Annotated in this window: 5 protein-coding genes; 1 reads left to right on the top strand and 4 read right to left on the bottom strand. The window is 57.9% G+C overall.

Annotated elements, in window-relative coordinates; all coding sequences use genetic code 11:
• Positions 1-60: 60 nt before the first annotated feature.
• The 4 genes from AC57B6_RS19270 to AC57B6_RS19255 form a co-directional block, all read right to left on the bottom strand.
• Complete coding sequence (locus AC57B6_RS19270) at positions 61-4848, bottom strand: hypothetical protein (RefSeq protein WP_496421913.1); 4788 nt, start codon at positions 4846-4848, stop codon at positions 61-63.
• Positions 4849-4858: 10 nt separating this feature from the next.
• Positions 4859-11800 (bottom strand): hypothetical protein, encoded by a 6942-nt coding sequence (locus AC57B6_RS19265; RefSeq protein ID WP_496421912.1) that lies wholly within the window; start codon positions 11798-11800, stop codon positions 4859-4861.
• A gap of 130 nt (positions 11801-11930) precedes the next feature.
• Positions 11931-12665, bottom strand: coding sequence for a CHAP domain-containing protein (locus AC57B6_RS19260; protein ID WP_496421911.1), 735 nt, complete (start codon positions 12663-12665; stop codon positions 11931-11933).
• A gap of 643 nt (positions 12666-13308) precedes the next feature.
• The gene (locus AC57B6_RS19255; RefSeq protein ID WP_496421910.1) at positions 13309-13914 is read right to left on the bottom strand and encodes a hypothetical protein; all 606 of its coding nucleotides are present in this window, start codon (positions 13912-13914) and stop codon (positions 13309-13311) included.
• A 365-nt stretch (positions 13915-14279) separates the two neighbouring features.
• Here AC57B6_RS19255 and AC57B6_RS19250 point away from each other — a divergent pair, with 365 nt between their 5' ends.
• Positions 14280-14942 (top strand): hypothetical protein, encoded by a 663-nt coding sequence (locus tag AC57B6_RS19250; protein ID WP_496421909.1) that lies wholly within the window; start codon positions 14280-14282, stop codon positions 14940-14942.
• Positions 14943-15207: the final 265 nt, after the last annotated feature.

The raw sequence follows: 15207 nt of genomic DNA, 5'->3' as shown, positions 1-15207 counted from the left end.
CAGTTCGTCTACGTGTCAAGACGACCCCGATGCCGCCCACCCGCGCAGCCTATCTTGGAGCTACAGGTCGCGGATTATCAAACGATCGAAATACACGAGACGGCCCGAGTCTTCAGCCTTATCGGTCGGAAGCATTTCGTATTCCTCAATTCTGATCGAATACTCATGAGCGACGCGCGTTCGCAGTGGGAGCGTCGTGTGCCAGACCTGATTCGCCACCCCACAGGTCAACTCCACCGATTCAGGGGCGACATTGACGGGTAACCAGGCGCCGTTAATTTCGTCCCTCTCATTCGGCGGGACGAAACTCAAGCGACGCTGCTCGGCGGTCGCGATGAAACGGGACCTGCACGCAAGAGGGGACGTGTTTGGCAATGCAGTGCCGGACAGTACAACCTGGACGCTTTCAATATCGCCACTATCCGTACGGTGGACCGACAAACTCGCCGTTCGCTCGGGTAGCAATTGAACGAATTCGGTCGACACGATCGTGGATAACCTGCAATCCATCTTTCCGTCATTCAGCCCGTACGTCTGATAGCGAGCAAGCCCAAGCCGCACGAACGGTTGATAGGCTTTTCTCGGGTCGAGTTGAATATCAACGAACATCTTGCCGGTGGCGGCATCAAGTTCGGGGCGATAAAGCGCGAGCATTACCTGCGAGGCTGGCGGGTGATCCTTGCCGAGCGGCTTGAACGTCGCCTTGGCAAATTCGGGCAGTTTCGACAGATCAATGGTCGGCTCCAGATCCTGGCCCTGCAGGTGATCGATGTCGACGTCCAGAACGTCCGATGAATCACCTGTCTGCTTCAAGTCATCGAGTACTTTCAGCCGGTTGCAAAGCGCATCGATCGGAAGGTTATAGAACTCGATCTGTTCGCCGATCAGCGCGTCCACGCCCCAACGGGTTATGTAACGTTCGATAGCGGGATCGGGTTCAGTGAAGGCCTCGCCGGTGTCCTGTCGAATCCAGTTCTGCAAGATGCTCTGCTTGGTCTCCTTCAATCTGCCTGGCCAGCACAGTAGCGCAAGCAGTTCCCCATTGCCCGATGAATACCATGAAGATCCCAGCCAAATCCGGAACCACCCGGCATCGCGGGTGCGCCCTATGTGATCCGGCATCGGTGAGTTGAGCGGGGGCGGTGCGTCGCTCCAGTTGAATACAGGCACAACGTATTCGACTTCGGGCGGGTCGGGACGCTTCGTGCTGTAGACGATCACCCGGTCAAGAGCGGATAAGCGTTGCGCCTGCGCGGGCGTCAGATTGGCGAACTCGTCAGCGTAGCGCGAGGCACCCGACAACTGAACGTCGATCACCCGCGCGCGCGTGTCCATGAAGTCGTATTCCTCGACCGCGGGCATGCTCTCGGCCTGATCGTCCTTGCGTATGGAGATTTTTGCCTCGAGTAACTGGAAATCTTCGAGCGCAGGCAGTGTCGCCGCGATCGGCCCGGACGGTGGCGAACCGTGGTCGTCGATCGCGACCGTGGCGACATCCTTCAATGCGAACAGATGAGCATTGGTTAGATTCGGCGTGGCGACGTATGCGCCGCTATTGTTCACCCGCGATGCCATCGGCGGATTGTCTGTCCATTGCGCCGTGGCATCTACACGAATCGTCGATGCACGATCGACGTACAGATGCCCCTGAAAAACGGCTTTCGTTTGCCCAGCCTCGCGATAGATCTGGAAGGGTTTTTCGGTTGCCGCTGCGCAAAAATCGTTCGGCTGCGCGTGCGGTCGAGTTGCGTCTTTAGAGCAACTCTGTACGAGATATGGCTTGCGTGTAGGTCTGTCGACGGCGTGCAGCAGATCGATTTCGACAAATGGATTGAGCATCCAGAACGAAGTCAGATTCAGCATCGCGGCTTTGGTGTGGAACGGGCAGGGAAGACCCGATGACCAATCGCGAGTCTGTTCCCAACGCGATAGCGTATCGATGAGCTTGCTGCGAATCTCGACAATGTCGTGGTGATGAAGAGACCGGACGTCAATCATACTACGCAAATTTTCTCCGGTTTTTGTGGTGCAAAGAGCAAGCTGTGCGATCTGCTCGACCACGGCCGACTGCTGCAGCATGGGGACGTCCATCTCATGCCACACCCTGAGCGTCACTTGCACTCCGGGTTGCAGTAGTACCGTCACGACATCGTCACCCATCCGTACTTCGAAGCCTTGCGCAGGATCCTTGACGGTGGATGCAACCTCCACGCAAAGACGCATTTCGCGGCAATTGGGCCATGTGCGTCCGCCCGCATAGTAGTCGAACTGTTCGACGCACATCATACGGTCGTCGCCGACTCGATAAAAGCCCAGGATTGCGCAACGTGCCCAGGGGTCAGGGTAGTACTGCGTGCGCGGTTTCGGCGGGGGAGTGCTCTGCCGGCGGAAATAGAGTTCCTGCGTCTTCGTGTTGTGCGACGGCAGGCCGGTATAGGCGTAACGCTCGACAGGAAAGTCGCCCTGCGGAGTGAGCACTACGTCGGCAAACGCGGACGGCGGCCAGCTATCTCCATCCCTGAACGCATCGAACATGCCGTGACGTGCGCAAAGATCCAGGCTTGTACTGCGAGGCGGCACGAGCGCGCGCCAGGCGCGCTTGCGCGAATGCCGGTCGGACTCACCGCTCGCGACCACAACGTGCGTGGCGGCGTCTTTAACGAATCGATCGCGAACGGGGAGTTCGGTCATCAGCACCGTCGGTGGTGCAATCGGCTCGAAGCGCCGGAACATTGCGCCTCTGAAGATCGGGAGGATGCCCTTGTCGGACGCCTCGGGATAGGTGTCGTCGCCAATTGTCCACGTTTCGTCTCTGCCGCGGCCTTCGTAGACCGACGCGGCTTCGCCGACCTCGATGCTGTTGCCGTCGATCATCGCGAGCCGGACTCCCACGCGATAAAGATGGCCGAAGCGCTGCGGCGGAGCGTCAACGGCCTCGTATTCGATGCTCAAGTGGCTACCGCCGTCATAGGCGTTTGCCTGTTTGACCGCGAGACTGCAGTCCTTCGGTGCTGCGTGTGCGGTCGGTGCCGTGGGGCCGGCGCCAAGCCCCCACGTTGACCACCGGAACATTTCACCCTCGATGAAAGCCTGCGTCTCGTCTTGTCCATTCGACGTGGCAGTACGAGTTCGCTCCGGCAGAAATGCTTCGCAGCGTCCTACTTTGCCGAACCATGATGTGATGTCGAGTCCGAGCTTACCCAGTCGGACACGCTTGATACGTCGGGCCGTTAAGGCGTGCCAGGGCTGACTGTGCGAGTCGTCGTTATCGGCGGGCGTCAGCGTCTTCAGGTCGGGTCGGTATCCGACCAGCAACTGTTCGAGATAGACATCTTGGAGCGATGAGCGGTCAACGTCGGCACGCCGCGTGAGCGCGTGGAGTTTGCGCTCCGCGCCGCATTCGATCAGCGAAAGTCCGACCGTTTCCTGCGGCTGCATGGCGACGGCAATCTTGCTCGCCACCTGTCCCGACTGGAGTTGCGTCTCGAATGCGACCGCGGTTTGCACGTAGCGTTCTGGCGTGCGGTCTACGTCCATTTGCGTCAGGAGGAATGCGTTGTCCCTGGACGAGACGTTGAGCACGCCATTCTTGTACTTGACGCTGGCGCCGGGAGCACTCGATTGCGCGAACCCATCGATTAGCCGGGTCCGCAATAACTGCGCGACCGGTTGCGGCACTTCGCCGAACTTTTTGAAAGACTCGACTCCGATGCTCTTGAGGTGACGGATGTCATCGTTCAGCGACAACGCCATGTCTACGGTCAGGCCGAGTATTTTGGCCAGCCATGGGTGCACGATCATGGACGAAATCCGCCCCTGGATCTCCTTGATCAGGATGTCGGTCTTCTGCTGAGGCGTAGTGTCGTCCGCCGAAGATGCGCACTGGTCGGGTTCTAACTTCACGGGGCCTGTGCTTGCATAGGCGAGGCGGCGTTTGCCTAGCTGCATGCCGAAATCGTCGAGTGGGACTTCATCGCCTGACCGAGCGTCGAAATCCCGCGCGTTCGGATCGGAAACCGTCAGCAAGTAGTTCAGATACGCGAACGAGTAGGGCAGATAGGTGCGCTCGCTTGCAGCCCCGGCGCTCCCACCGGCTTTCGACCTTGATGAATCCGACGGCGCTTGCGCGTGCCAATCCAGCACCGTCATGGCCCAACTATCCAACTTTACTTTGGCGCGGCTCGTGACGCTCTGTCTGATATCCTGGTACGAGCGCTGTGGCTTGTTCGGTGCCGCGTAGATCGCGGCACTGGCGCGCAGGAAGCCGAACGTGTCGGCCGAAGGTGCCGCGGCCTGGACCCGGCCGTGCAACGTCGATGCAGGCGAACCCGACCTGTCTTGCGCAGCGAGGTGCAGACTGCCCGCGCATAGATCGCCAATGCGCAATTGGGTAAATCGCTCCACAGCCGAACTGTCGTGCTTTTGCTTGGGTACCGGTGCGCTCAGCGGTACGCTGCGATAAGTTGTCGTGCCGCTGTGCAGCGCTTTAGCGAGATCGTCGACAAGCTCGCCGATTGCCGCGTGCCATAACTGCGAGGCCTGCTCCAAGGTCAGGTCAAGCTTGCAAAGGTGCGCGAGATACTGCTTCGACAGGTTTGCGCGTGAAGAAGCCGACGCGTAGGTCGGCGGCACGACTTGCAACTGCAGGTGCTCGGTTTGCGCGATGTGTGCGGGCCAGTTGCGCAGCGCGTCGATGCTGAAGCAGTCCCTCTCGTCGCTCTCGCAGAGTTGGGGCACAACCCGAATGCTGTATCGAAGCGTATTTGCATGGCCGGGCAGCAAGCCCCACGGCACGATATACCAGTCTGCCCGCACGCGGGGCACAGCGCCGTCCGTCGAATCGTTCATTGTCGAAGTCCTACGCGAGAGAGGCGGGACGTGGCGCGCAGCTCGACTGCGCGATCGTCGTTCGATTGTCGGGGGCTAGCGTCGAGGCCCACAGTTGCCGCCACGCCTCCGCGCAGAGGGCATGTTCCTGCGACCCCATTGCCGGGGTGGCGTCATATTCAAGCGCTGGTGTGTCGGCTGCGGCGATGGCAAGCGGTGTCGATGCGTCGGCTGACTGACCGTTCTGCTGCTGCCTGGTCTTTCCTTTATCGCCGTTCCGGAGGTACTCGACGGTGACGTGGTAGCTGAACTGGACGAAGCCGATCGAGAAATGGAATTCGTAGTCCGCCGTACCGGACATCGTATTGTCAGCGAGCGAGTAGTCCAGCGAAACCCGTAATGAAGCGCCCATTGTGATCAGGTCGGCGATGCTGACCTCGCCGACCGCGCAGAAGAACCCTTCGATCGCAGGGCTGCGGCCGCCGAGCCGGATGTAGACGCCGGCTGTGATGCGGCCGGAGCCGGTAAGTACGCCGAATTTGAAGCCGGTCACGAGACCGTATTCGAACGATGCTTCAAGCACCTCGAGCGTGTCCACGCGGGTCTGGATGCCGAAGAAGCCGCCGCCGCCGTAAATACCCGCGGACATCAGGAAAGGCTTGATCTTGTCCGCCAGCTTCATCGTGAAGCGCACGGGCGAATTGTCGAACGGCAGGCTCGCGTAGATCGAGAACGCAATGTTCTGGATCACGAAGCCACCCAGTTCCTCGATGTCTTCGTGATACTCATAGCCGACCATGATCCCGTTGAACGTGGGCAGGACCAGGAAGCCGGAGTCGCCGCCGAACAGCGTCTCGAGACTCTGTACAAACCCCAGTGCCGGCCCTGGTTCCACCAGCAGCACGTTGGTCTTGCACTGCAGCTTGCCGCCGGCTGGCAGTTCGAGTGTGAGGCGGTCGAGCGTAATGGACAGGAAGTTTTCGGAACCTTTGCCGAACAGGTTGATTTTGAAGGACGACAACTCGGCGTTCATCGTCGCTGTCGGCGGGCCGCCTTGGACGCCTGCCTCGGCTGTTGCATGGATGGTGAGCGTGCGCTCGTCGAGAGGCTCGAAAACGGCGTCATCACCTTCGGGAAACGCGTGAACGTCGGTCTCCCAGTCGTAGGTCACGCGCACGCGTGTCGGTACACCCAGCGACGCGATTATGTCGCTGACGATCCTGTTGACGTCGACCAGTCGACCGACGCCCTGGAACGACGCGGCTCGCGCGAGAAGCGTGCCCAGGCTGTTGACGGCGGCAAGCAGCGCTGCCGGCCAGGTTGGCGCGGCGGGCGGACAGGGCATCGGTTGCACCTGGTCATAGACGTCCTTAAGCGAAGCGAGCAACTCGGCGCTCACATAGACTGAAACCTCATTTTTCGTGAAGGGTACGAACGGCGCGAGTGCCGTTGCCACCTTCGACAAAGCCGCACAGAAATCGGCGGATCCTGCCGCGATTGCGGTTTGCGCCTGCCTCTGGATGCGCTCGTCGAGCGTGGTGGCCAGTTTCTGCATCAAGGCGGCGGTGGTCGCGGGGAGTGTCTGGGCGACGCCGTTCCACCAGGCGAGTATCTGTGCGACGTTCGCGCAGTCCGCCGCAAACGCGTCGAGCGACGTTAATTCGCCGGCGTGGCGCGCCATGAATTCTTTGGCATAAGCCGCCGGTGCCGCGCAGAAGGCCTGCAGGTCGAAGGTGACAGGCTTGCCTGATGCGTCGACCGCCGCAGTCAGATCCGTATTCAACGCAATCGCTTGCGTTGCGGCGTCTCGCGCTGCCTGAGCGACACCGGCTAACGGCGCCTGCAGCGATGCGTCAGCGGCAAACTGATCGAGTTGGCTCGCGAAGGCGTTCAAGTGCGCGGCTAGTGAAGTCAGTTGCAGTTCGGCGCACTTGTGGTTGAGCGTTGCTTTCATGCTCGCGAATGCATTTCCCATCAAGGAGACGAGTTGCGCGCAGTCCTCCCAAAGCTTGCCGTCAGCAGTCAGCGTAAAGTTTGACCGATAGTCGAGTGCTGCTTGAATCACCTCGATCAGCCTGTTTGCCTGCGTCACAATCCGCCTTGGTAACGTCGTGACGTAGTCGATCTGCATCACGAGCAAAGCGACTCTATCTACGATCACGTCCTCGCCGAGCAGCGCTACGGCATTGCCTGGCGGCTGCTCGTTTGCCGTGGGTTTCGAGTAGCGTTGTCGCTTGAATCGCAGGCGTGCGATGTCATTGGTGAGATCGTCTGCAAGCGCATTGGCTGCCTGACGTCCACGAGCGAGCGCGCGCTCTGCCTTCCCTCGCAGGTCGGGATCCAGTGTCTTACGTTCAGCAAGGTCCTTTTCGAGATTCGCCAGCTGTTCGCTCACGGTCGCGATAAAGACGCTGACCTGCGATCCGAGATCGTCGGTGTGGATGGAAAGCGTGCCGATGACACACAGCGTCGTTTCGACGATATGGGTCAGCTTGTCGACGTCGGCCTTTAACGTTGCGGCCGTCTGAAGCGTCGGATCGACCAAGGCGGCGACTTCCCGGCGATACTCGGCGATAGTGGCGAGTAACTGTTGATAATCGTTCCAAAGACTAATCGCTGTCCGCGCGCCGCTGCTTTGAGCCAACGCCGCCATGGCGTTCACCCGCATTTCCAGCGCCTGAAGCGTCTGGCGCAGGCTATTGAATTCCGGGCTGCTCGCGACTGCGGTGCGCAGCTGCTCGATCTGTTGCGCGAGCGCATCTTCAACCAGCGTCTGAGCCATGGGACGCAGCCAACCCGAGACCAGATCGTCCAACTGAAGTTGCCGCAGCGCGTCGAGCACGGCCTTAAGCTGTTTGAGTACCACAAGCTGGTTGTCCGGAATCAGCAGTTCCGGTTCGTTGGCAATCGCGTTCGCCTGCGAGGAAAACGCGTTCGCGGCGGAGCCGAAATCGCGCAACTGGGCGATCATCTTTGCGTCGTCGACCGGCGTGGCAGCGAGCGTAGCCCGCAGCGCCGCAGCATCGGCTTGCATGCTGGTTAAACCGGGACCAAGCCGCGCCGCGACCGCGCTTGGTATCTGATCCTCGCGACTGAACATGTCGGCCACGCACGCGAGCTGCCCGGCGATGATCGGCACGATGCGGCGTAAAGCGGACTCGGCCAGATCGAACAGATTCTCGCGGTTGACGGTCGGGATCTTCGTGCCCGAGGCGGCGAGCGCCACTTTCAGAATATCGACAATGCGAACGATGCCCAGCAATTTTGCGTCGCCGATAAACGTGCTGAAGAATGCCGTCGGATCGAAATCGCCGTTGTGCTCTGGCGTCGAAGACGTATCCTCCGTGTCCCGTTTGCCATAGCGCGGCAGAAGTTTGCGCGCGGGCGGCACCAGCGGCTCGAGGTCGCTCTGACGGCCGCCTATCAACCCGCGTTTCGCAGACAGGTAGGTGATCGAAGCGCTCGGACTCGCGAATCCACCCGAGCGCGATGTGTTGCCGCCGAAGTCCATTGCCGGCGCAACATCGACGAAACTGGCAAAGATCTGGCCGGCATTAGCAGGTGCGGCGAATCCTTGCTTTCCGTAGATTAAGTCGTACTGCATGAGATATCTTTTGCCGGTGTTACCGGTAATGGTCGAAATCTGCGTCAGAGCGACACGACTGCGCCGGCGCACTGGATAGAACGGTGGCTGATTCTGTGCTTCCATTGCTGGGGTGGTCACCGGTTCTGGATCCGCGACATAGTCGTAACCGTTGTCGAAGGCCGTGTGAACATCGAGCAGGATCTGATCTGTCTCGATGTCGGTGTTGTTGCCGTGCATTCCCGCTACATACGGTAGCCTGCCGGACAACACCTGCGCATATCCCCTTTCTATGCCGTCAGGCCATTCGTCCACGTGCGCACTCAAGTGGTCGACCGTGCGGCTTCGCCAATACCGGATCACTTTCAGCAGCAACTCGTCGTTATGCGCGACGTTGTTGTCGATGAAGACCTGCGGCGCGCTATAACTCGACTTCGTATTCGTCTCTCCGAACGGAAAGGGAATATCTGCTCCGCACAGCGTCATTGGCCAGAATGCGCTCTGGCCGAGACTGCATACATCACTGTGTTCCGGCGCGGCGAGATCGGGCGTCGTGAACTCGGCGATCGAGATCGATGCGTGGCCCCAGTATCGATTTTCGTTAGGCTGATTAATGGCGGGAAAAGCCCGCGTAAAGGGTGGCACGTGAATGAAAAAACGTTGCACGAGACTCGCGACCGATTGCGGCAAGCCATGCTCACTCTTCTTTATGCAGAAACGCCGTTCCGTTAGCTTGATGAGAATGGCGGGGTGACCCAGTGGAAATAGAAAACCCTTGTATTCGACGCGAGCGCGAATGTCGCGCCCGATCTGGCCGTGATGATCGTAGCGGGTTACGCTGAGTGCCCCGCGGTTGTTTGTCGAAGCGGGAGGATTCCAGAATCCCTTGAACTTGAAGTTGGCGCCGAGACTGGTGATCTGAAGGAGCGCGGCATCGATCGGCATGGGCATATAGACGCCGGATTTTGCATCGCAATCGAGTACCTGGTCTGATCCGCACAGCGCATGGAAGCCGTACAGCGATGTGAGCGCGACAAGTTCGTGGCGGTCGCGGGAATCGGTCGTCGCGCGAAATTCACAATGGGCGGTACTACTGCCCGCGTAAGGATTAGGCGGGTTAAAAATGTCCACCGTAATAACATCTGTCTGCGGCGGGCAGTCGGGGCACTCGGGCCATTCCGCGCAACTCTCTGGTTTCACCGCTCTTGCGTCTGGCGTGAACACTGCGCGCACACGAGCGTTGACGAGGCGTACGCTCCAGAGCTCGTTGCGCGGCGGCAATGCCCGGCTCGTAGTGAGATAACTCGTCGATTGCCTCCAACGCGCCACGTCTTTGTTGATGGGACTTATCACGAGCCGCGCGGGGACCTCTATACCCGTAGCGTATTCGCAGAGCTCGGTAAGTGGTTGACGCAGGCTAAGTGGACGTGTGATGACCGGGCGATCCGGATCAGCTTCATTCGTGAGACGCAAGACGCCGAGTTCTCTGGCGCGCATCGGGCGCACCAAAGTAAGCGGGGTGTCATTCGGCGTGGCCCACGCGAATAGAGCGTCGAGAGTGAGCGGTAACCAATTGTTCGCGCCAAACTCGAAGAGAAGGTGAGACGACTGGGCACGTTCGGCTTTGCGGCCCACTTGCTTCTTTCGTTTCCGATCGCCGAGAAGCACGCGCAACAGAGGATCCCGTGTGAATCTGCTGAACGCGTTGCGCAAGGTGTCGCTGCTGTTGAGTTCGTCGAGTAGAAAGGCAAGATCCTCGGCGCCCACGTGATTCTCGTGCATCCATGCCAGCGTGACGGGCGGATTCGGCAACTCGCTCCACATTCCTTGCGCCAACGCGCGTAGCATCGCCAGTGCGGCGACTTCATCGGGAACCGGTAACGTATCTGCGCTGGACGAGTTGCATGCGCCACCTGACGCATGCTGGCACCAGTCGGAGATGTAAATAGCTTCCTCCATCAGATGCTGCGAGCCGAAGTCAAATTCGACGAGAGACTGCGCGCCCGGCCATCGATCTCCTCCAGTCAACAACCAACCGTTTGAAGTGAATTTCAGATCAACGTTCCTGAAACGTAGCGTGACTACGAGCCCATCCGCCGCGCGGCGCAGGTCGAGATCGTAGCCGTCGAGCGGAATGCGGCCATGCACGAACGAAATAATGTCTTCGCCATATGCCTGCGGCGGGGCAGAAGACCCGGTCGCGTTGCGTGCTCTGAACATCGCCACGTCGCAGCCAGACAGGCTCACGATAAATCGGCTCGCACGTGGCGATCCCGCTGCGCGATTTGTCGTGTCGTCGTCAAACGACGCATCAGTCGACGTCAGTAAGATTTTTCCCCCATTCACGGGGTGCCTGAATTCAGCGACAAATTCGCCTGCGTCGTGCCATGTCGCTTCCGCAAGGTGCGCCACGCCGATTGCGCTGGGATGTTGTCCTGCGTAGTCGAGCACGAGATGAACAACTTGTGCCGCGAGGCGTATATCGGTTTGACTTTGTCCTTGTCTCTGCCAATTCAGAAGCGCTGTGCCGTCGCGCTGTTGCGCCTGCAATCGTGTTGAGTGAGACGACGCGCCGATAAAGATATCGGCGTGGCGTGCATTCAAGGACACGCCGGGAACGGTCGCGGTGAAGTCCAGCGGCGCATTGCTCGCCAGTCGAGGCCACACTGAAGTTAGGCGGTGATTGGCAACGTCGGCGTGAGGGACTGAGAAAGACTCTCGTGACAGTTCGATGTGCACTGAGTCGACAGGTGCCAGTTGTCCACCCATGCGCATCGACGCCTGCTCGAAATCTTCCAGATCTAGCATCCAGTCTGGGCCGAAACTCGCCAGCCCTCGCAGGGCATCGATGCGAAGTGTGGGTGCTCCGCGAAAATGAATCCGGTCGATGGCAATCGGACTTCTGGCGCGTTGGTAGCCCAACAACCACAAGTGAAAAGGAACCTCGGCGTCGAACCCGAGACCTTCGAGTGTCAGGCGGGCAGTCCATTCGGCACCAACGCGCTTCGCCTGCAGTAGTAGATCTGCCGGCACATTGGTACCCGGAAATAGGGCCTGACGAAGGTGGACGTGAATCGACGACTCGGCGCGGCGGACCTGCAGTTTGGGATTGCCGTCGAACCATCGGCGATCGATCCGCCATGCCACAATACCCGCAATAGAAATCTCGACAGTGTGTTCGCCGGTGACGTAATTGAAGTTACAGGCCGCGCGCACCAATGGGCCGATCAACGGAAGTGCCGCCGACATTCCTGCGGCGCCGAGCAACATCGATCGCCTTGTCGCTTTGAGTTCGGACAGCGCTTCGACCAGGTCGGAATAGTGTTCGAATAGCCCCCGACGCTTCGGGAAGGCTTCAACATCAGCATTGCCAGCCGGAGTTCTATCCATACGCGTTCTCTCAGATACTTATCCGCACGTCGTACGCCGCGAGTGCCTGGCGCGGGCGCTCCAACTACAATAGATCAACGGAATATCACCTGCCGGGTCCGAAGCATTTTTCTAACTGAGAAGTTTCCTGCTAGCTATACTTCCGATATCCAATGAGGCGAAGATGGTGTCGTCTGTCGTGCTTGGGTGGGAGCTTGACAATGTCGTTATCGCCGATAAGATTGTTTTCAATCGACGCGCCGCATTCCGTCGCGAGAATTTTTTCTTTCCATTGGCTTTCGTTTCCACTTCTGACCGTAACTTTTTCATCCGATTCTGAAACGAAGAAACCTACATGTCCATTCGCCGGGCGATCGATGTTCTGGAATACGGCAAGGTCACCTGGTTTTGGTGTTTTTTTGAGATTGCCGTAAGAGACAAAGCTCCTGGCGACGGGTGCGTCCGGCGGTAGTTCGTAGTGGCATCGTTTAAGACACCATGACACCGTGGTAGCACACCACGCCGTGCAGTCCCCGGCGCCGGCAGTCTGTGCGTAGCCAATGTCCTGGAACATTGGCCGTATAAGCGGGTTGACGTAGTGAATCCAACGCTCACGAAATGTCTCAGGACGTGCCGGATCACTCTGGGCGGGCACATCCGTGGCCATCGATAAATATGTCACCACTTCAAACGGCGTGGTTTTTGGTGCGCCGTCTAGAATCTTTCTCGCAGTGCGTACGTCTTCGGGTTTAGGCGGTATGTAGCTGAATGGCACTACCGTCAATGGCTGCAGCAGTGCATGAGTTGAATCGTCGGCGTGCGCGTGCGCGCGAACCGGGGTTGGCGATCCTAGCGCCACTAAAAAATCCCGGCGACTTGCGTCCATCCTTTCCTCCGGATGATGTCTGACGTGGCATCACATTGATTAATAGATCATCCGAGCCGAAATCTCAAGGAAGTCATCGAGAGTAACCGTACAAATTCGTTGAATCCCTTCTCATAAAAATAAGTTTTACTAACTAGTTATGCAGATCGCTCAACAGGATGGTGGACGTCGATTGGAATCGGTGGAAATACCACCTTGTATGCAAAATTATTTCGTGTCTATTTCTGCGCTCAACAATGTGCGAAGTTCGGCGCGGCCGCTATGTCTGTAAAAGGGCGTCTTTTTTCCAGCAGATGCCCGTTAGGTCTATTTGCGCGCTTGTATTAGCCTAGTAAACATTGCGCAATAAGTCCGGACGGTCCAGCGAGAGGCATCACACAATGAGCTGAAATATCACTCGCCTCGCGAGTACGGGCGCAGCCCTGTGTTTAAGCTGTTTCAGAAGCAGAAGCAGAAGCAGAAGCAGAAGCAGAAGCAGTGGTGGTGTGTCGACGCGAGTATTGCTTCGATCGTAGACTGGCGACGAAACGCACTAATCCGTGAAGAGCGGATTTCTACGACGCCCGGACTGGCCACACGCGGCATATCATGGGTCGACGCGCTCGAGAGTTCGCAGGGAAGGGTAAATCCCGATCGCGTAGAGTCACTCGGAACAAGGTAAAGTGCCGTCCGTGTTGAGGTCGAGATGCTGATTGTAATCGGGCCTCTGATCAAAGCTAGTACCATTGCAGCAGGCAAACGCGTGTCGAGAAAGAATCACGTAGCACGCCGTGAGGTCACCGGTTTTGACGAGCTTCGCGTCATTGCGTTCATTTTCGGCAGTCCACTCGTCGATCGATATGTCGCCTTCTTTGGTCTCGCGCAAAATATTGAATCCGTCGGGACTGGTTGTGACGGACGCTTCGCATCGGTCCAAGCTATCGTAGAGTCCGATCAGGCGACCCGGAAAGCCTGCCGCTTCTGCTGCAGCTTTCTTCTGGACGAGTACTCTTTGATACTCGGGTGTATCGACGCAGTAGGTAGGCCCGCAGTCGCAATCGGCTACGGTATTTTCAGAGAAAATCAGGAAGAAGCCGCCTATGAAAGTCCACGATTTAGAGAATGGTAAATTACGAGGCCACATAATTTTTCTCGCAAAAAATATTTTATACAGCTGCCGTTTCATCAAATACCTTTCCAACCATTGTTCAAAAATGCCAGCAAAGAGTTTAATTGAAAGCATAGTCGCGAACTCGACAATTGCAAGCACGATGGATCATACGGGTTAGCAAGGTCGTACAACGTCCTCCATATGTCAGGAATCCAGATCCTGCGGTGGAGTGGGCAGAAGGCTCGAAATGTGGAGCGTGGGGTCGGCGGCCGACGCGCTTTAAACTTCCGCAAGCTGCACCGCAACGCGGCGCGCGAAGTGTATCGTCATAAGTAGCTCCGCCGAACGCGCACTGGCGCTGCTCTCATGAGCGCCAGTTCAACGTTTGCTTACCTGCCGCGCATTGTCTACGTTGATTAGTGTTCTGCTGCATGAGTCGATTGCCGTTTTGCATCAGCATGCATGGAGGGTGACCACCGAAGCTGAGCTTCTGTCTACAATCTGCACGCTAAAAAGGTATTGGGATGGAACGACCTGACGAAATCAAGGGCACTGTCGCGTGGAGGCGCGAGCCACCTGTTCCTGGCGGATTGAATTATCCCGATAGGGATCCAACGAGGCATCAAGTGCCGAGCCCTGAAGCATTGAAAGACGAATACAGATTGCTATGGCAGAAGATGGTCATCTCGCCATTACAGGAAAAAGAGCTGGAGAGACTCGCCAGAAGAATTGAAGACAACCGCGATTTTTATTCTCACGTTTCTCAGCAATCGGGTGTTCCATGGAACGTAATCGGGATCATCCATTATCGGGAAGCAGGTTTGAGCAAGACGGCGCATCTATACAACGGAGACCCGCTGAGCGCACGCACAAAGCATGTGCCTAAAGGGCTACCCATATCTGGAAATCCACCGTTTACGTGGGATGAGAGTGCCTTGGATGCACTTAGGCATGACAAAATTGCGGGAAATAAGGACTGGACAATCGAAGGAATTGCGTTCCTGCTTGAGCGTTACAATGGATATGGCTATCGATGGGTCAAACCAGAAATCGCAACGCCTTATTTATGGGCTTTTTCCAGCATTTATTCAAGGGGATATTTCACCGAAGACGGAAGATACAATCCAAACAAGGTGTGCGACAGTTGCGGCGCGATGCCGTTACTGAAGCTACTAATAAATGCCTGAACTGGTGATCTCTGCTACAGCCACGCGGTCGCGAAACGACGCCTGCAGCACCTTTATCGCGGAAGCGGTTCACCAGCCATCCACCCTTACGCACGCTCATCGTAATCGTCCCACTATGGTGGATGATCGACTCCAGCGCTTCGGGGAGGACCGGAAGTTCGCGTTCGGCGAGGTGGCGCGCGAGCGGCGACAGCGAGACCCGTGCCAGTTTCCTGCCCTTGCCGGTCACGCGTAACCAGTGATCGCCACGCGGATCGGTGTCGAT

The sequence above is a fragment of the Paraburkholderia sp. BGA-UO-ETr-F12 genome, assembly GCF_059567945.1.
This window is presented reverse-complemented; position numbering and strand designations above follow the sequence as displayed.